This is a genomic window from Actinobacillus porcitonsillarum (assembly GCF_003101015.1).
GTDB lineage: Bacteria > Pseudomonadota > Gammaproteobacteria > Enterobacterales > Pasteurellaceae > Haemophilus_A > Haemophilus_A porcitonsillarum.
The window spans coordinates 1,216,873-1,235,669 of sequence record NZ_CP029206.1; the positions used below are offsets into that span (position 1 = coordinate 1,216,873).

Consider the following 18,797-nt stretch of genomic DNA (forward strand, 5'->3'; position numbering starts at 1 on the left):
TTAGCTCTTTTTTTATTATCAATTAGCAAGGTATTCTTATATATAATAAAGACCTTCTTATAAAAGAAGGCCTTTATTACTTTTAGGGATTTTGATTGATCGTTTAATATTAATTGTAAAAAATAATATTGAATTTAATTATTTAGTTTGAAGATTCTTGCATAAATTTAACCGCTTGTTTAACCATAGATGTTGAGCCGGTAAAGAAAGGAACTCGTTGGTGTAGCTCCGTCGGTTTAATATCTAAAATTGGATTTATTCCATCGGTTGCCATACCGCCGGCTTGTTCGGCTAAGAATGCGATTGGATTACCCTCATATAATAAGCGGAGTTTACCTTTCGGATAAACGGTTGAAGTTGGATAAATATAAATCCCACCTTTTAATAAATTACGGTGGAAATCAGATACTAATGAACCAATATAGCGTGAAGAATAAGGGCGTTTAGTCTCTTTATCGCTTTCTTGGCAGTATTTAATAAAGCGTTTGACACCTTGTGGGAAGGTAACGTATTGTCCTTCATTGATCGAATAATATTTTCCTTCTTCAGGCATTTTTAGATCTGGATGAGAGAGAATAAATAAACCGAGAGATGGATCGTAAGTAAAGCCATTCACACCGTTACCGGTTGTATAAACCAGCATAGTAGAAGAACCATAGGTAACATAGCCTGAAGCAACTTGTTTACGTCCTTCTTGTAAAAAGTCCTCCATGGTAACGGGGGTTCCAATGGGTGACACGCGTTTATAAATAGAGAAGATGGTTCCAACGGAAACATTGACATCAATGTTGGAAGAGCCATCAAGAGGATCTGTCATCAGGATATATTTAGCATTGCGTCCACGTTCATTATCAAATGCAACAAAACTATCGTCTTCCTCAGAAGCAAAACCTGCCACATCTTCACGAGCAATCAGTGCTTTTTTCATGGTTTCGTTAGCGAATACATCTAATTTCATTTGGGCTTCGCCTTGAATATTTTCAGAACCTGCTACGCCTAAAATATCTTGGCTTAAACCCGCACGGTTAATTTCTCGATGAATAATTTTTGCGGCAAGGCGGATAGAAGAGAGGATGCCACTGAGTTCCCCTTTCGCTTCGGGGTATTCAGCTTGTTTTTCAATAATAAATTCACCTAGTGTTTTCATAGTACATTCCTTTTATTATGTTAAGTTAGAGAATTGTTAAATTATTATAGAGGGGAATAGAGATTAGCTCTAATGAGAGATGGTAATTTTGTGAAGTAGATCACAAATTTTATGATGTAGAATGTAATATAAAAAATGAGAGAGAGGTTAGTCATACCTTTCGCTCATTTTCTAGAGAATACTGAGAATTAACTAATTAACCCTAATTCATAAACCACAAAAAGCAGTGTGAAGGCAGTTAAATAAGTTAAACCAACAACGGCTAACCAGAATAAACCGCCTTTAACACGGTGTTCTCCTTTTAATACAAGAGAGAAGTTTAACCATGCAAAAATTGGGGTAGAAACGAATGAACAAATCATCGCAAATGTGAGCATTTTTGCTACATCACTCATAAATGCGGTAATAATGATAATGCCGATAGCGGATGTGACGGTCATCCAAATATTTAAACTTGCCACAGAGCTTTCTTTTCTACGCAAAATTAAACGTAGTGCTTCATTATTCGCACGTGAATAGCCATCAATTACGGTAATCGTTGTGCCAAACATACACATAAATGCAATTAAGGCGATAAGTAGTTTAGACCAGTCTCCGATTGCAAAAGAGTACATTTTAATTAACTGGGCAATATATTTTACGCCTGCTTGTTCAACCACTTCGCCTGAGCCATATTGTACGATTGCACCTAAAGCTAAGAATATGATTGCTAGAATTGCTGTGCCGATAAAGCCTACGTTAAAGTCGAAGATGCCATCTTCAAAACTCACTTTACTTAAACGGCGTTTTGCGACCACCCACATAGAGTTGATTGCTGAAATTTCAATTGGTGCCGGCATCCAACCCATTAACGCAACGATAAAGCCTAAAGAAGCAAGATTCCAAGGGCTTGGTTCTACAAAGTCTGGTGCAATTTGTACGCCACCTTTGATCGCTGCAATCACAACCGCAGAAACGGTAGAAATGGTTAATGCGATCATAATCCATTTAGAGAGCTTATCTAGGAATTTGTATTGCCCGAGCAGTAAAATTCCCCAGGTAACAATAATAATGATGGTACTTGCAGTTGAAATACTGAGATCGATGCTTAACCCTAGAGCAGAAATGATGAATTTTAAAATCGCCGCAGTAACAATACCAACTGCTGCGGTATTGATCATGGCAGCAATTACGTTAAGAATAAAGAATACAACAAGATAGATATTCCCTTTTTCTTGATAGCCTTCTAACAAGGTTTTATTTGATCCTAGTGTATATTGCACACCAAAGCGGAAGAACGGATATTTAAAGAGATTGGCTAAAATAATGATAATCGCTAATTGCCAGCCGTAAATTGCCCCAGCTTGTGTTGAGGCAACAATATGTGAGCCACCAACCGCTGCAGAAGCCATTAAAATTCCCGGCCCCATTGCTTTAAATTTAGAAGTCCAACTCGATGATTGTTCTATTTCTTGAGTCATAAAAAGTTCCTTTAAATTAGAAAATTATTTGAATAAAATTGATTGTAATCAATAATAAAAGAAAAAAATAGCGTTATTTTAAGATTTTTTAGCATTTTAATCTGTGCTTGTAATTATTTTATAATGTTTTTGAGATTGTATTGAAGTATAATGCTGTATTTTGTAGTTTGGTTGGTTTATTGTGCTGATATGTTTTGGGGTGAAAAGAATTTTATAAAATAAAAAAGAGGCTAAAACATTTCTGCTTTAGCCCCTAGTCTTTTGTCTTTCTATTGCAATACTTTTTCGACTTTCTCAAATAAATCTCGAGCAAGGTTATCTAAGTTTTTCAGACGTTCAAGCCCTCGTTTCATCAGCGTTTGACGTTGATTATCATAGCGCGAAAGTTTAATCAGAGGTTCAATTAAACGAGAAGCCACTTGAGGATTGCTTTCATTTAATTTGATTAACATATCTACTAAGAAGCGGTATCCAGAGCCGTCTGCATTATGGAATGCTTTTGGGTTTTGGCTTGCGAAAGATCCAACTAACGAGCGAATGCGGTTTGGGTTATTGATGTTAAAGCTACGATGCTCAAGTAACCCTTGTACAATTTCAAGGACATTTTCATCAGGTCTTGTTGCTTGAAGTGCAAACCATTTATCCATCACTAAACCATCTTGATGCCATTTTTCTTCGAAATCGGCTAATAATTCATCTCGACATTCTAGCTCTGCTTTTGTTGCTGCAGAGAGTGCAGCAAGTGTATCAGTCATATTATCGGCAGTGGCATAATGTGCTTTAACCAATTCTTCGCCACGATCAGTAAATGCCAAATAAGATAAGCATACATTTCTTAAAGCACGTTTTGCCATATCTTCAGCATTGACTTGGTATGCGCCACATTCATTAATATGATAAAGTTGAACAAAATTCGTTTCAAAATGTGCAGCGATAGACTCAAGCAAATACTCTCTCACTTTAGCAATACCAATTGGATCGATATTTTTGAATAGCTCTGCAAACTCTGTTTCTTTTGGTAACGTCAGCATCAATGCCGTTAATTGAGGATCGGTTACATTATTGAGCAACATCGCCAGTGCATCGGCAAATTTCTCTGAGAATTGGAGTAATTCACCTTGTTGTAAGCGGGCTAAATTTTCTTTTAATTCATTATTAAATAGGGTTTGAATAGCATCCCAACGAATAAAATCATTATCCGCAAATTTTAATAATGCAATAAGTTGCTCGGCTGAATAATCAAAGTCTAAACGTACAGGTGCAGAGAAATCCCCTAATAGTGCTGGAACAGGGCGTTCATTTACATGATGAAACTCAAACGTTTGTTGTTCTTGCGTGACATTTAATATCTCATTAATGCTTTCATTTTGGTAAATAAGTGGAATTTTTTGACCGCTTGTTTCGCCAATTAATGCAACTTTTAACGGAATATGTAAATTTAATTTTTCGAGCTGATCCGCTGTTGAAGGTGTATGCTGGGTTACGTGTAATCGATAAATTTGGCGAGCTGCATCGTATTCATCGCTTACTGTTAATTCAGGCGTACCTGATTGGCTATACCAACGGCGGAATTGTGTTAAATCAATGCCTGAAGCGCGTTCCATTGAGGAGACAAAATCTTCACAGGTTGCCGCTTTGCCATCATTTTCTTGAATATAAAGCTGCATGCCTTGTTGGAATTTTTCTTCGCCAAGTAGCGTATGTAACATACGGATAACCTCAGCCCCTTTTTCATAGACGGTTACCGTATAGAAGTTATTCATCTCAATCACTTTTTCAGGGCGGATGGGGTGTGCCATTGGGCTGGCATCTTCGGCAAATTGAACAGCTCTTAATAAGCGAACGTCTTCGATACGCTTAGCAGGACGAGACCATAAATCAGACGTAAATTCTTGATCACGGAAAACGGTTAAACCCTCTTTTAAACTTAATTGGAACCAATCACGACAAGTTACTCGATTTCCTGTCCAGTTATGGAAGTATTCGTGTGCAATCACACTTTCAATATCTAAATAATCGGTATCGGTTGCTGTTTCCGGTTTAGCCAAGACAAATTTAGAGTTAAAAATATTTAGCCCTTTATTTTCCATTGCTCCCATATTAAAGAAATCCACCGCAACGATCATATAAATATCTAGGTCATATTCTAAGCCGAAGCGTTCTTCATCCCATTTCATTGAGCGTTTTAAACTTTCTATTGCCCACGAAGCACGATCTAAATTACCTCGATCTACATAGATCTCTAATGCAACTTTACGTCCGCTTTTGGTAATGAAATAGTCGGTAAGTAAGTCAAAATCGCCAGCAACCAATGCAAATAAATAGCTTGGTTTAAAGAAAGGGTCTTCCCATTCAACCCAATGGCGCCCGTCAGTTAAATCGCCTTGTGCAATTCGGTTACCGTTAGAAAGTAAGAACGGGTATTTTGCTTTATTAGCGGTAATTTTTGTTCGATATTTTGCAAGAACATCAGGACGGTCTAACATATAAGTAATTTGGCGAAAGCCTTCTGCCTCACATTGAGTACAAATTGCATCACCAGATTGGTATAGACCTTGTAAGGAAGTATTTTGCGCAGGATTTAAACCGGTTTCAATTTGTAGTTCAAATTGATCTGCAACAGCCGAAACGTCAATAGTTAAAGACTCATTGTCTTTTTCAACGTTTGAATAAGGCTCTCCATTGAGTTTTAACGATAAAAAATCAAAGCTATGCCCATCTAAACGTAAATGGGTTGCGCCTTCCACTTTACGTTCAACCTTTAATGTTGAAGTCACAAAAGTGCGATCTGCATCTAATTGAATATCTAATGAGATATCTGTGATAGTAAACTCTGGTGCTCGGTAATCTTTTCTAAACTTAGCTTTAGGCTGCATAACGTCTTCCTTAGTCTTTTTGTATCTAGGTGGGGATTTCTTAACCATCAAAAAATAGCAGTCATTGTACTAGAATAATTGCAAATTTTCATATAAATCTTATGCCAAGTGTAAGCTAAATTTGAAAGGAATTTTAAGGTAAGTGAGGAGGATTAAAGCAAAAAGCCTTATTAAAATAACAAGGCTTTTGCGAGAAATGATTAAACTTCGGTTAAATCAAGATTTTTTGTTTCTTTTGAGGCGAATAATGCAAGTAGTGTAATAAGAGCATTTATTGCTAGATAGATACCGACACCCATTAAGCCGTACGCTGCATTGATTTTAATTGCAAATGTTGCAGCAATGGTTGCACCAACAATAGAAGCAAAATTATATGCTAAAGATGCACCGGAGTAGCGCACTTCAGTTGGGAATAATTCTGGTAATAATGCTGCCATTGGACCAAATGTCATTCCCATAAAAATCATACCAACGACTAAGAATGCAAAAACCGTTAGTGGAGTACCGTTTCCAAGGAATACTGGCATTAATAAACCAAAAATACCAATACCGGTGGTTACATAAATTAACCATTTACGGCGACCAATTTTATCAGCGTAAACACCAGATATACTGATAAAAATACCGAATACGATAGCGCTTAATAGAAGTAAACCGGTGAAAGTATTAGATGGAATACCTAAGCCCATAGGGTGCCCTGCTTCAGAAAGCGTTGGTGCACTTTTTGAGTAAATTTGAGCAAATGCAGTCATGATATAGAATAAAACATAGGTTGCCGTCATGATGAAGGTACCAATAATCAACGGTTTTAAGTGATTTTTAAATACTTCACTTACTGGTGCAGCATGTTTTTTACCTTTTTCTTCCGCTTCTTTAAATACATGACTTTCATGTAAGCTAATACGAACATATAGTCCTACCGCAACGAGTACAACGGAAGAGACGAATGGAATACGCCATGCCCATTCTACTAGCGCTTCTTTTCCATAATAGTAGCTCACTAAAAAGAAAGCACCATTTGCTAAAAATAAACCAATCGGGGCTCCTAATTGTGGGAAGGTACCATACCAAGCACGTTTACCATCTGGGGCATTTTCAGTTGCCACTAATGCAGCACCTCCCCATTCACCACCTAAACCGATACCTTGTCCGATACGGCATAAGCAGAGCAAAATGGTTGCCCAGATACCAATACTCTCATAATTTGGTAATAAACCGATAGTTACGGTTGAACCGCCCATCAATAATAATGATGCGACTAAGGTTTTTTTACGACCAATTTTATCGCCGAAATGCCCAAAAAGAGCAGAGCCGATAGGGCGAGCAAAAAAGGCAAGGGCAAGAGTTGAAAGTGAAAGAAGCTCATTTGAAACAGGATCATCGCTATTAAAAAACTGTGTATTGAAGACTAATACAGCAGCGGCAGCGTAAATATAGTAATCAAAAAACTCAATGGCTGTCCCCACCATGGCTGCAATCGCCACTTTATGAGGATTATTTCTTAAAGTATGTTGTGTCATATTTAAATATTCCAAATATCCGAAAAAGAGCCTGAACATTAGCATTTTGAAAAAGAGAAAACAACTTTATAAGCCAAGCAATTTTCTTTTTTAATAGTGTTATTCTCTTTTGTTTTGTTGTAATTTAGATTTTTGTACTGTTTTTTATCTTTTGTTGAACTTTTAAACCATTTCTAAACAATGAAACATTCATTAAATTTTTTTACTAAATTTATTTTTTTCGCATATAAAATGCTCAAATTCCACATGATAGAAATTTTTGCAACCCATCTTTAGAGCGAGTACAATTCCTTCATTTGCAACATTTCGGATAAATCAAACCGCTTGTATGTCATTTGAATTTCAATTTCGTCTGCCGAAAGCGGACAGCACACATCAAGATCATCAAACTTTAGGTAACTTAATCGGGCATTCTGATATCCTTGCGATTGTGCAGGCAAGCCAGCAATTTCAAGGCTTGACTGTCGTTGTTACGCCTGATACCCGTACGGCGTTGCGGTTGGAAAAAAGTTTGCCGAGCTTTACTAAACTGCCTGTACAGCTTTTTCCTGACTGGGAAACCTTGCCTTACGACAACTTTTCGCCCCATCAAGATATTATTTCCGCCCGTTTATCTGCGTTATTTCAGTTGCAACAAGGACAGAAGCAGATTTTCCTGTTGCCAATCAACACCTTATTACAAAAAGTCTGTCCGCCGAGTTATTTGGCAAACAATGTATTGTTGATTAAAAAAGGCGACCGTTTTTCGATTGAGAAATTACGCTTACAGCTGGAAAATGCTGGTTATCGAGCGGTGGAACAAGTGCTGGAATATGGCGAATATGCGGTGCGAGGGGCATTGCTCGACCTTTATCCGATGGGAGCAAATTCCCCTTATCGTTTGGACTTTTTTGATGATGAAATCGACACGATCCGCACCTTTGATGTGGATAATCAACGTACCATTGAGCAGATTGATGAAATCAATTTATTGCCAGCCCACGAGTTCCCGACAGATAGCAACGGGATCGAGTATTTTCGTGGTAAGTTCCGTGAACAATTTGGTGAAATTCGCCGTGAACCTGAACATATTTACCAACAGGTGAGCAAAGGCATTTTGAATGCAGGGATTGAATACTGGCAACCGCTCTTTTTTGAACAAATGGCGAGCTTGTTTGATTATCTGCCTGAACAAACGTTGTTTATTACCTTTGCCGATATTCAGCAAAAAGCCGAGCAATTTCAACAAGATACCGCAAGACGTTATGAAAGTCGCCGTGTCGATCCGATGCGACCGCTACTTCCACCTGAACAGCTTTGGTTCAATATCGATCAGATTAACCAACAGCTAAAAGGCTATCCACGTTTAACTTTAACTAACGAGAAAGTCCGCAGTTCGGCGGCGAAGCAGAACGCCAACCTTGAGCCGTTGCCTGACATTGCGGTGCAATCCAACCAAAAAGAACCTTTTGCCTCTTTTTTACAGTTTCAACAGAAATTTAAGGGGCAAATTCTCTTTTCGGTGGAAACGGAAGGCAGACGGGAAACCTTGCTGGAGCTACTGGCACCGCTAAATATCAAGCCAAAGCAAGTGAAGCAACTGTCTGAGAGCAATTCGTCAATTTCTTTGCTAATTTCACCGCTTGACCAAGGGTTTATTATTGAAACAAGCGGTCAAAAACTGGCGATAATTTGCGAAACGGATCTGTTAGGCGAGAAAGTACAGCAAAGTCGCCGACAAGAGAAAAGCCGTAAAACTGTTAATCCCGATACCTTGATCCGCAACCTTGCCGAGCTGAAAATCGGGCAAGCGGTGGTGCATTTGGAAAATGGCGTGGGGCGTTATGGCGGTTTAACCACCCTTGATGCAGGCGGTATTAAGGCGGAATACCTTGTGTTGCATTATGCCAACGATGCCAAACTTTATGTGCCAGTGGCTTCGCTCCATTTAATTAGCCGTTATATCGGCGGAACGGACGAAAATGCTCCGTTACATAAACTGGGATCGGAAGCTTGGGCGAAAACTCGCCAAAAAGCGGCGGAGAAAATTCGTGATGTAGCGGCGGAGTTGCTTGATGTCTATGCGAAACGTGAATCGCAAAAAGGCTTTGCGTTCGAGTATGATCGAGATGCGTTCGTGCAATTTAGCAACACTTTCCCGTTTGAAGAAACCGAAGATCAGAAAACGGCGATCAATGCGGTGATTAGCGATATGTGCTTGCCGAAAGCGATGGATCGCCTTGTGTGTGGCGATGTCGGCTTTGGTAAAACCGAAGTGGCAATGCGAGCGACCTTCTTGGCGGTAATGAACCATAAACAAGTGGCGATCCTTGCTCCGACAACCTTGTTGGCACAGCAACATTTTGAGAATTTTAAAGATCGTTTTGCTAATTATCCGATCAATGTGGAAGTGCTTTCCCGTTTCAAAACCGCCAAAGAGCAGAAAGAGATTTTGGCAAAAGTGGCGGACGGCAAGGTCGATATTTTGGTCGGCACGCATAAATTATTGCAAGAAGATGTTCAGTTCAAGGATCTCGGCTTGCTGGTGATTGACGAAGAACACCGCTTCGGCGTGCGTCAAAAAGAGCGAATTAAGCAACTGCGAGCCAACATTGATATTCTCACGCTCACGGCAACACCAATTCCAAGAACGCTCAATATGGCGTTGAACGGAATGCGAGATCTGTCGATTATCGCCAGTCCGCCGGCTCGTCGTTTGTCGATCAAAACCTTTGTGCGACAAAGCGATGATACGGTAATCAAAGAAGCGATTTTGCGTGAAATTCTGCGTGGCGGACAAGTGTATTATCTGCATAATGATGTGGCGACCATTGAAAATACCGCCCAACAGCTTGCCGAACTGGTGCCGGAAGCTCGTATTGTGATCGGGCACGGGCAGATGCGAGAGCGTGAGTTGGAACGGGTTATGTCCGATTTCTACCACCAGCGTTTTAATCTGCTGGTTTGCTCAACCATTATTGAAACAGGGATTGACGTGCCGACTGCCAATACCATTATTATTGAACGAGCGGATAAATTCGGCTTGGCACAGCTACACCAACTGCGTGGGCGTGTCGGACGTTCGCACCACCAAGCCTATGCCTATATGCTAACCCCACCGCCAAAAATGCTGACCAAAGATGCACAGCAACGGCTTGAAGCGATGAGTAGCATTGATAACCTTGGGGCTGGCTTTGTGCTGGCGACCCACGATCTTGAAATTCGTGGAGCGGGTGAACTGCTGGGGAGCGAACAGAGCGGACAGATTGAGAGCTTAGGTTTCTCACTCTATATGGAACTGCTTGAAAATGCGGTCAAAGCCTTGCAAGAAGGGCGTGAGCCTACTTTAGACGAAATTACCCAACAGCAAGTGGATATTGAATTACGCGTGCCTGCGTTACTGCCTGATGATTATCTGCCTGATGTTAATATGCGTTTGTCGTTCTATAAACGGATTGCCAGTGCAGAGAGTGATGAAGCCTTAAAAGATCTGAAAATCGAGCTGATTGACCGCTTCGGCTTACTGCCGGAAGCCACGAAAAACCTGTTCCAAATTACCCAATTACGCCATTTGGCAAAAGGATTACAGTTGAAAAAAGTCGATGCAGGGATCAACGGCGGTTATCTTGAGTTCAAACCAACCGCAACGCCTGATCCGATGAAGTTCTTAAAACTAATCCAAGCGGATAAAAATGTCTATAAATTTGATGGTCCGTTGAAGTTCCGCTTTACCAAGCCAATGGAACGGGCGGAAGATCGTTTGGCATTTGTGGCGGAGTTGATTGAAGGATTGGCTAAGTCTTAACTTGTACGATATTGCTTAACATTTATTAACAGTAGGAATTTTTTATGGCGAAATTGAGCAGCCCGATTAAAATTGTCTTTTTTGATATTGATGAAACTTTATACTATAAAAAAGAAGTACGAATTCCCCGTTCTATTTCTGAACAAGTGCTTCCGAAACTGCGTGCGAACGGGATTATTCCTGCGATTGCAACCGGCAGGGCTTATGGTGCTTTTCCTGAGGCTCTCAAGCCGCTGATGAATGAAAACGGCTTTGAGCTTTTTGTTACCATTAATGGGCAATATAACCTTTATCGTGATCAAATTATTAGTGAATATCCACTAACAAAAGAACGAATTGAGCGCATTTTAGTGAAACTGAAAGCTCTCGATATTGAATATGCATTTGTTACGGCGGAAGAAATTGCGGTCTCCCGTAATACGCCAGAAGTTGAAGAATCGTTGCGCCCGATAAAAGCCGATTATATTGTTGATCCTGATTTTTATTTATCACACACCGTTATTCAACTCTTAGCCTTTTTCCCACAAGAGAGAACGGAAGAGGTTGTTGCCTCGGGTGTGTTAGAAGATGATTTGAAAGAAGTTCGCTGGCATAAGTATTCTGTTGATTTACTGAATAAACAGAATTCTAAAGCACGAGGAATTCAAGATGTGCTTCACTATTTCGGTTTTAGCCCTGAAAATGCGATGGCATTTGGTGATGGGTTAAACGACTTAGAAATGATTTCAGCCGTGGGCTTTGGTGTTGCAATGGGTAATGCAGAGGTGGAATTAAAATCTGTGGCGGATTATGTTACCTTACCGATTGAGCAAGACGGTATTTTAGTTGCTTTGCAAAAATTGGGAATAATTTAACCGCTTGAAAACTGCTTTAGCAAGCGGTTCGATTTGTTTGATCTCTTGCGAATTTTGGCAGAACAGTATGGCGGTTTAACTTTTAAGCAAATAAAACCAGTGTTTTAATTTTTATTTGACAAACAAGGGAATTGCAATAAAATACGCCACGAACAAAACGTCATCTCTCCATAACGTTTTAAGCGGGAATAGCTCAGTTGGTAGAGCACGACCTTGCCAAGGTCGGGGTCGCGAGTTCGAGCCTCGTTTCCCGCTCCATTTTATAGATAGCACCGAAAGGTGCTTTTTTTTATTCTGATTCCTCTGGCTAACTTATATTCTATTTAGATGATTTTTATTCAATCAGTTAAAGGTTAAGAAAAAAGTTCTTGCAGAATTCTATCAGAACAAATATCATATACCTCGTTGTTTGGTACTACTAAGTATCAATCAAAAATTCAATGTTATATTGATGCCCGAGTGGCGGAATCGGTAGACGCAAGGGATTTAAAATCCCTCGCCTTTCGGGGCGTGCCAGTTCAAGTCTGGCCTCGGGCACCATTTAATTATCTATGCGGGAATAGCTCAGTTGGTAGAGCACGACCTTGCCAAGGTCGGGGTCGCGAGTTCGAGCCTCGTTTCCCGCTCCATTCTAAAATGATAGCACCATGAGGTGCTTTTTTTATACCTAAAAATCTTATATTAAATAATTGTTTCAAGTATTTAAAAACAAAAAAAACCGAGATTTAATCTCGGCTCTTTAATATTAATGTTTTTGCTTCAGTGTATTTAAGGCAGTTAATCCTTTATCACAACTTTTTTGCTGTAGATCAGATTCCATTTTAGCAATTTGTTGTTTAGTTGTTGATAACTTACTTTTTAATTTTGCAACTTGAGTATGGGTACCAGGTTGTCTCTCAGCATCTCGAATAAGTGTATCTGCGACACTAAACATTTTTTTACACTGTTCTGTTAGTTTTGTTGCCGGTGTTTTTCCAATATTAAGGGATGATGTTTTTACCGCTGCATTTACATTTAAACTAAACAACATGATAAAACTAACAGGAAGTAATGTGATAAAAAACTTTTTAAGCATGTTTTTACCTTTTTCAGTTATAGTTAAAATCTATGGTGTAGATGTGATGTGTAACAAATTTTGCGAAGCGTAGCACGGTTTAGGTAAATTGTCAGCATTAAATGAGTAAAAAATCATTTTATTTTTTTGAGTTTGCTCAAAAAATAAAAAGAAAAAATAAAAAATTGCTTAAAAAGTTGTTTTTTATTTTTTTAGAAGTTAAAAAAAGTCAATAAAGTTTTAACAATACTATTAAGAGGTTAAATTGATGTTAAATTCTGCTGTTTTTTATTTTTATGTTTAAAGGTAGAATACGTTCCTGAAACTTTATTGTACCTATTGTAAGGGAGTACTTTTGCGTTAGGTCAAAGTTTTATGGGGGGATTATTCGAAGATTTTCGAATAATATATTCATGCATATTATTAAGTAAGAGGTTTGAGATGTTAGACTTTGTAGAACTCTCACGTTTGCAGTTTGCTTTAACTGCACTCTATCACTTCTTATTTGTGCCGCTTACATTAGGCCTTTCTTTCGTACTTGTTGTGATGGAAACGCTTTATGTAACCACAGGTAAAGAAGTATATAAAGATATGACTAAATTCTGGGGTAAATTATTTGGTATTAACTTTGCTTTAGGGGTGACTACCGGTATTACTATGGAATTCCAATTCGGAACCAACTGGTCATATTATTCTCACTATGTAGGAGATATTTTTGGTGCACCACTAGCTCTTGAAGGGTTAATGGCGTTCTTCTTAGAATCAACATTCGTTGGTTTATTCTTCTTTGGGTGGGATCGTTTATCTAAGAAGAAACATTTATTAGCAACATACTGTGTTGCATTCGGCTCAAATTTCTCTGCAATGTGGATTTTGGTTGCAAATGGTTGGATGCAAAACCCTGTGGGTTCTGAATTCAATTTTGAAACCATGCGTATGGAAATGACAAGCTTCTCAGATCTTGTTCTTAATCCTGTAACCCAAAGTAAATTTTTACATACAATCACTGCTGGCTACACTTGTGGTGCGATTTTTGTATTAAGTATTAGCGCATACTATATTTTAAAAGGTCGTGATTTAGGGTTTGCTAAACGTTCATTCTCTGTAGGTGCAAGTTTTGGCTTATTTGCTATCCTTGCAGTTCTCCTTATGGGCGATGAGTCTGGCTATGAAATCGGTAAAGCACAGCCTGTAAAACTAGCAGCAATGGAAGCTGAATGGGAAACCCATCCTGCTCCTGCCGCATTCAATGCGATTGCGATCCCAAATTCAGAAGCTCGTACAAATGAATTTGCAATTCAAATTCCTTACTTAGGCGGTGTGATTGCTACTCGTTCTTTTGATACAGAAATTAAAGGTTTAAATGATATTCGTAAAGAGAACGTAGAGCGTGTTCGTAATGGTGCAACTGCGGTTGTATTATTAGAAAAATTACGCTCAGGAAACTATACGGAAGAAGAGAAAACAGCCTTTAAAGCAGTACAAAAAGACTTAGGCTTTGGCTTGTTGTTAAAACAATATGTAAATGATGTAACGACAGCAACAGAAGAGCAAATTATCAAAGCGGCAGATGCAACAATTCCAAATGTGGGACCTAACTTCTGGGCATTCCGTTTAATGGTTGGTTCAGGTATGTTAATGTCCGTGATTATTGGATTAGCATTCTTCTTTAACTACCGTGGTACAGTGGGTAAAAATAAATTGTTCCTTAAAGCGGTATTATGGTCAATGCCATTACCATGGATTGCAATTGAATCAGGTTGGTTCTTAGCTGAATATGCTCGTCAGCCTTGGGCAGTATATGAAATTTTACCAACAGGTATTTCAGCATCAAATTTAACAACGGGAGAATTATGGCTCTCAATTGGTTTACTCTGTGGTTTATACACAGTATTCCTTGTTGTTGAAATGTATTTAATGTTCAAATATGGTCGCCTTGGACCAAGTTCATTAAAAACTGGTAAATACTACTTTGAACAATCTGCGAAATAAGAGGAATAGACTATGTTAGATTATGAAGTTCTCCGCTTTATTTGGTGGATCTTAATTGCGGTATTGTTAATTGGTTTTGCGATTACTGATGGCTTTGATATGGGCGTTTTAAATCTTTTACCAGTCATTGGTAAAAGTAACACAGATCGCCGAATCATGATTAACTCTATTGCTCCTCACTGGGATGGTAACCAAGTCTGGTTATTAACAGGTGGTGGTGCGATTTTTGCAGCATGGCCAACTGTATATGCAACGTCTTTCTCAAGTTTTTATCTTGCGATGGTACTTGTTCTTGCTGCATTATTCTTCCGTCCGGTTGGTTTTGAATACCGTGCAAAAATTGATTCACCAAAATGGCGTAATGCTTGGGACTGGGCTTTATTCGTTGGTGGCTTCGTTCCGTCATTAATTTTTGGTGTAGCATTTGGTAATTTACTACAAGGTTTACCTTTTGAATTCAACCAAATTAATCAAGTGCAATACACAGGTAGCTTCTTCGGTTTATTAAATCCGTTTGCATTACTTTGTGGTGTGGTAAGTTTAGCTATGCTTACAGCACAAGGTGCTACTTGGTTACAAATGAAAACAACGGCAGATTTGCGTAATCGTGCAAGAGCATGGGCACAACTTTCTGCAGGCGTTGCACTTGTTGCATTCGTATTAGCGGGTGTATGGTTATACTTTAAAGATGGCTTTGTATTAACGAGTGCTTTAGATCATCATGCACAATCGCTATTAACAAATAAAACCGTAAGTGTTGAAAGTGGTGCATGGTTTAAGAATTATGCCGAAATGCCTGTATTATGGGTAGTACCTGCAATCGCAGTATTAGGTGCTTTATTGACTATTTTGGCATCTAAAGCGAATCGTTCAGGCTTTGCTTTCTTTAGTTCATCATTGATGCAAATTGGTGTTATTGTAACAGCGGCTGTATCTATGTTCCCATTTGTAATGCCTTCTATTTCTCACCCGGAAATGAGCTTAACTATTTGGGATGCGACAGCAAGCCATAATACTTTAACTATTATGTTCTATGCAGCATGCTTCTTTGTACCAATTGTATTGCTATATACAATTTGGTCATACATCAAAATGTATGGTCGTCTTGATGCTAAGTTCATTGAAGACAACAATAGTACAGCATACTAAGGAAATATTATGTTTTATTTAACGTGGTTCTTCGGCATGTTCCTTGCTATCTATTTTGCTGTATTTATGACAGTTAAAATTGAAAAAACAGGTAAATTTGACGAATAGGTTGTAATAGAATGATTAACTCACTCTATTCATTAACAAGAAAGGGCTGGCTACAAGCCCTTTCTTTTATCCTAGCCCTAGGAATGTTTATTGCTATTTTGATGTATTCAAATATTTTTGCACAATATTTTGGTGGTAAAATTCCTTATTTAGCGCTTCTTGTTTTTTATGGAATGGCTATTTTAATGATTCATGCAGTAGGTTTTGATATAAAAAGCCGATTATGGAAATGTATTTTTATGCCATTATGGGGATATGTGATTATCATCTCTGCATTGATAATGTTAGTTTTTAAATAAATAAAGAGCCTTTGGGCTCTTTATTTTTAATGACAAGAGTTTGTATGAGTTTAGATATTGATCGAATTAATCAGCAGCTTTTAATTTTTGCAAAAGAAGTGAGAGTGGCATTTGATAATAAAGATTATCTATTAGCCAAAGATATTTTGGAGTCGAAAGTACTTAAATTAGCGCCTAATGTACCCCTTGCTCTTTCAGATCTTGCATTTGCTGAGAGTAAGTTAGGTAATCATCTCACGGCGTATAATCATTTAATGAAGGCGATTCAGGTCAGCGGAATTCAGGTAAACTCCGCCATTTATGATGAATTAGTCTCTGTGACACAAAAATTACATCGCTATGAAGAAAGTCGATATTACGCAAAACTTTCCTTGAAGGTAAAGAAAGAAGAAGTTTCTAAAGAGAAAGTTACCATATTCCCCATACCTAGCATGGCTCCACCTGGATTAAGCCATGATAAAAGTAAAAATCTTATTTGTTACTCCCTATTTGGGCAGCTTCCTCGTTATTGTGAAACCGCTGTTATTAATAGCCGTATTGCTTTACAAATTTATCCGGAGTGGACGTGCCGTTTTTATGTGGATGATAGTGTTCCTAAAAATATTATTCAGCGCCTTGAAGCCAATGGTGCGCAGATTGTATATGTAACGGAAGAACAAAAGAAAATCTCAGGCTTATTTTGGCGCTTTTTTGTTTTCGATGACAAAGATGTTCAATGTTTTATTATTCGTGATGCAGACTCTTTGCTTTCTTATAAAGAGAAAGCAGCCGTTGATGAATGGCTATCTTCAGGTAAATGGTTTCATATTATGAGAGATGCATACGAACATTCTGAGCTGATATTGGCAGGAATGTGGGGAGGATATGCCGGCGTTCTAAAAAATATGGAAGAGTTGGTAACAAAGCATTTTTCGAACCTCTCCATTTTAAACAAAACAATTGATCAAGTATTTCTGAGAAAAATAATTTGGCCTACGGTTTCTCAAAGCGTCATTGTTCATGATAATTATATGCTGGAACCAAATAGTTTGTGTTATCCAGACTATCCTATTTCAGAAATAGAAAAGATCCCCTATTTTCATGTAGGAATGATCGATTCAGGGATAAAAACAGTTAAATTTTATTTAGATAAAGCTTATATAGGACATGTAAAATGGTTCTTACAAGATGAAGATGGTAATGAGGTCTGTTCCTATGTTTCCTTATCAAAACAATATTCAGATGACTATATTGTGGAAGTGAATCTACCTTATCACTATAGCCTTAGAATTGCAGAAAATCAGTGGCATTTTTCATACCAACTTATCCATGAAAATTAAATGCTATTTTTTATTACAAAACACTTGCACAACTTTCTCGCTATATCTAAAATAGTAAGCTAATTTCGCCTAATTTTTAGGCGTTTTTATGTTTTGTTAGTAGGAGATTTTATTTTGGATTTTCCTATACGAGTTTATTACGAAGACACAGATGCTGGCGGAGTGGTTTATCATGCTAATTACATCTGTTTTTTCGAGCGAGCAAGAACAGAATTCTTACGGCAAAGTGGTTTCTCTCAGCAGCAATTATTAGCTGAAGATATTGCATTTGTAGTAAAAAAGCTTTCTATTGATTATAAATCTCCTGCTCGTTTAGATGACTTATTAACAATAAAAACGATCATCACAGAAGTGAAGAAAGCAACCATTGTTTTTAATCAACAATTGTGGAAAGACGATATTTGTTTAAGTGAAGCTACTGTTATAGTAGCAAGCGTTAATTTAACGAAGATGAAACCTATCGCCATTCCTAATCATATTTTGAATGCTTTACAAGCGGTTCAAAAGTATTAATTTTTTACTAATTCGGAGTTTTAAATGGAAACTGGATTTGACCTTGTTTCTTTATTTGCGCAAGCAAGTATAGTGGTTAAGATTGTTATCTTAATCCTTATTGCATTCTCGGTATTATCTTGGGCGATTATTATTCAACGTAGCCGTACACTTACAAAAGCTAATAAAGATTCTTTAGCATTTGAAGATAAATTTTGGTCTGGCGAAGATTTAAATCGTTTACATGAAGGTTTAGAAAATCGCCGTGATGGTTTAAATGGTTCAGAACAAATTTTTTATGTGGGATTTAAAGAGTTTTCACGTTTACAAAATGCCAACCCTGAAGCGCCAGAAGCAATTATTCAAGGAACAAGCCGTGCAATGAATCTTGCTTTAAATCGTGAAGTTGAAGGTTTAGAAAGCTATATTCCATTTTTAGGTACCGTAGGTTCAATTAGTCCATACATTGGTTTATTTGGTACGGTATGGGGGATTATGCACTCTTTCATGGGGTTAAGTGCGGTAAAACAAGCGACTTTACAGTCGGTTGCTCCGGGGATCGCAGAAGCATTGATTGCTACGGCGATTGGTCTATTTGCGGCAATTCCAGCAGTAATGGCATATAACCGTTTAAATCTACGAGTAAATAAATTAGAGCAAAATTACGCAAACTTTATTGATGAATTTACTACGATTTTACATCGTCAAGTATTCTCAAAAAAATAATAAATGTGTAAATAAGT

14 protein-coding genes and 3 tRNA genes are annotated in these 18,797 nt (G+C 38.1%); 12 read left to right on the plus strand and 5 right to left on the minus strand.

What is annotated here, in order from left to right:
- Nucleotides 1–142: 142 nt before the first annotated feature.
- The 4 genes from fbp to DDU33_RS05985 form a co-directional block, all read right to left on the minus strand.
- Nucleotides 143–1,147, minus strand: coding sequence for a class 1 fructose-bisphosphatase (gene fbp, locus DDU33_RS05970; protein ID WP_005819889.1), 1,005 nt, complete (start codon nucleotides 1,145–1,147; stop codon nucleotides 143–145).
- 188 nt (nucleotides 1,148–1,335) lie between these two features.
- Nucleotides 1,336–2,607 carry an NRAMP family divalent metal transporter gene (locus DDU33_RS05975; RefSeq protein WP_108923740.1) on the minus strand — a complete coding sequence of 424 codons (1,272 nt, stop codon included), beginning with the start codon at nucleotides 2,605–2,607 and terminating at the stop codon, nucleotides 1,336–1,338.
- 269 nt (nucleotides 2,608–2,876) lie between these two features.
- On the minus strand, nucleotides 2,877–5,483 hold the full coding sequence (gene pepN, locus DDU33_RS05980) for an aminopeptidase N (protein ID WP_108923742.1): 2,607 nt from the start codon (nucleotides 5,481–5,483) through the stop codon (nucleotides 2,877–2,879).
- 200 nt (nucleotides 5,484–5,683) lie between these two features.
- Nucleotides 5,684–7,003: an MFS transporter gene (locus DDU33_RS05985; protein WP_005819883.1), complete on the minus strand. Its 1,320-nt coding sequence runs from the start codon at nucleotides 7,001–7,003 to the stop codon at nucleotides 5,684–5,686.
- Between the two features lie 328 nt (nucleotides 7,004–7,331).
- Here DDU33_RS05985 and mfd point away from each other — a divergent pair, with 328 nt between their 5' ends.
- From mfd to DDU33_RS06010, 5 genes are all read left to right on the plus strand, one after another.
- A complete protein-coding gene (gene mfd, locus DDU33_RS05990) occupies nucleotides 7,332–10,787 on the plus strand; it encodes a transcription-repair coupling factor (RefSeq protein ID WP_108923744.1) in 3,456 nt (1,151 codons plus the stop codon).
- A 44-nt stretch (nucleotides 10,788–10,831) separates the two neighbouring features.
- Nucleotides 10,832–11,641, plus strand: coding sequence for a Cof-type HAD-IIB family hydrolase (locus DDU33_RS05995; protein WP_005819842.1), 810 nt, complete (start codon nucleotides 10,832–10,834; stop codon nucleotides 11,639–11,641).
- Between the two features lie 182 nt (nucleotides 11,642–11,823).
- Nucleotides 11,824–11,899: transfer RNA gene (locus DDU33_RS06000), tRNA-Gly, on the plus strand.
- Nucleotides 11,900–12,094: 195 nt separating this feature from the next.
- Nucleotides 12,095–12,181: transfer RNA gene (locus DDU33_RS06005), tRNA-Leu, on the plus strand.
- A 13-nt stretch (nucleotides 12,182–12,194) separates the two neighbouring features.
- Nucleotides 12,195–12,270: transfer RNA gene (locus DDU33_RS06010), tRNA-Gly, on the plus strand.
- A gap of 116 nt (nucleotides 12,271–12,386) precedes the next feature.
- Here DDU33_RS06010 and DDU33_RS06015 read toward each other — a convergent pair.
- Nucleotides 12,387–12,716, minus strand: coding sequence for a DUF5339 domain-containing protein (locus DDU33_RS06015; protein WP_005819899.1), 330 nt, complete (start codon nucleotides 12,714–12,716; stop codon nucleotides 12,387–12,389).
- A 420-nt stretch (nucleotides 12,717–13,136) separates the two neighbouring features.
- Here DDU33_RS06015 and DDU33_RS06020 point away from each other — a divergent pair, with 420 nt between their 5' ends.
- The 7 genes from DDU33_RS06020 to tolQ all read left to right on the plus strand — a co-directional run bounded on the left by DDU33_RS06020 (nucleotide 13,137) and on the right by tolQ (nucleotide 18,780).
- Nucleotides 13,137–14,687, plus strand: coding sequence for a cytochrome ubiquinol oxidase subunit I (locus tag DDU33_RS06020; RefSeq protein WP_005819901.1), 1,551 nt, complete (start codon nucleotides 13,137–13,139; stop codon nucleotides 14,685–14,687).
- Between the two features lie 12 nt (nucleotides 14,688–14,699).
- Nucleotides 14,700–15,836 carry a cytochrome d ubiquinol oxidase subunit II gene (gene cydB, locus DDU33_RS06025; RefSeq protein ID WP_108923746.1) on the plus strand — a complete coding sequence of 379 codons (1,137 nt, stop codon included), beginning with the start codon at nucleotides 14,700–14,702 and terminating at the stop codon, nucleotides 15,834–15,836.
- A 9-nt stretch (nucleotides 15,837–15,845) separates the two neighbouring features.
- Nucleotides 15,846–15,944 (plus strand): cytochrome bd oxidase small subunit, CydX/CbdX family, encoded by a 99-nt coding sequence (locus DDU33_RS06030; protein ID WP_005821133.1) that lies wholly within the window; start codon nucleotides 15,846–15,848, stop codon nucleotides 15,942–15,944.
- Between the two features lie 11 nt (nucleotides 15,945–15,955).
- The gene (gene ybgE, locus DDU33_RS06035) at nucleotides 15,956–16,243 is read left to right on the plus strand and encodes a cyd operon protein YbgE (protein ID WP_039896173.1); all 288 of its coding nucleotides are present in this window, start codon (nucleotides 15,956–15,958) and stop codon (nucleotides 16,241–16,243) included.
- Nucleotides 16,244–16,287: 44 nt separating this feature from the next.
- Nucleotides 16,288–17,562 (plus strand): tetratricopeptide repeat protein, encoded by a 1,275-nt coding sequence (locus tag DDU33_RS06040; protein WP_108923748.1) that lies wholly within the window; start codon nucleotides 16,288–16,290, stop codon nucleotides 17,560–17,562.
- A gap of 114 nt (nucleotides 17,563–17,676) precedes the next feature.
- Entirely contained in the window at nucleotides 17,677–18,075 is a 399-nt protein-coding gene (ybgC, locus tag DDU33_RS06045; protein ID WP_108923750.1) for a tol-pal system-associated acyl-CoA thioesterase, read from the plus strand.
- 24 nt (nucleotides 18,076–18,099) lie between these two features.
- Nucleotides 18,100–18,780, plus strand: a complete 681-nt coding sequence (gene tolQ, locus DDU33_RS06050) for a protein TolQ (protein ID WP_005821128.1) — start codon at nucleotides 18,100–18,102, stop codon at nucleotides 18,778–18,780.
- Nucleotides 18,781–18,797 lie beyond the last annotated feature (17 nt).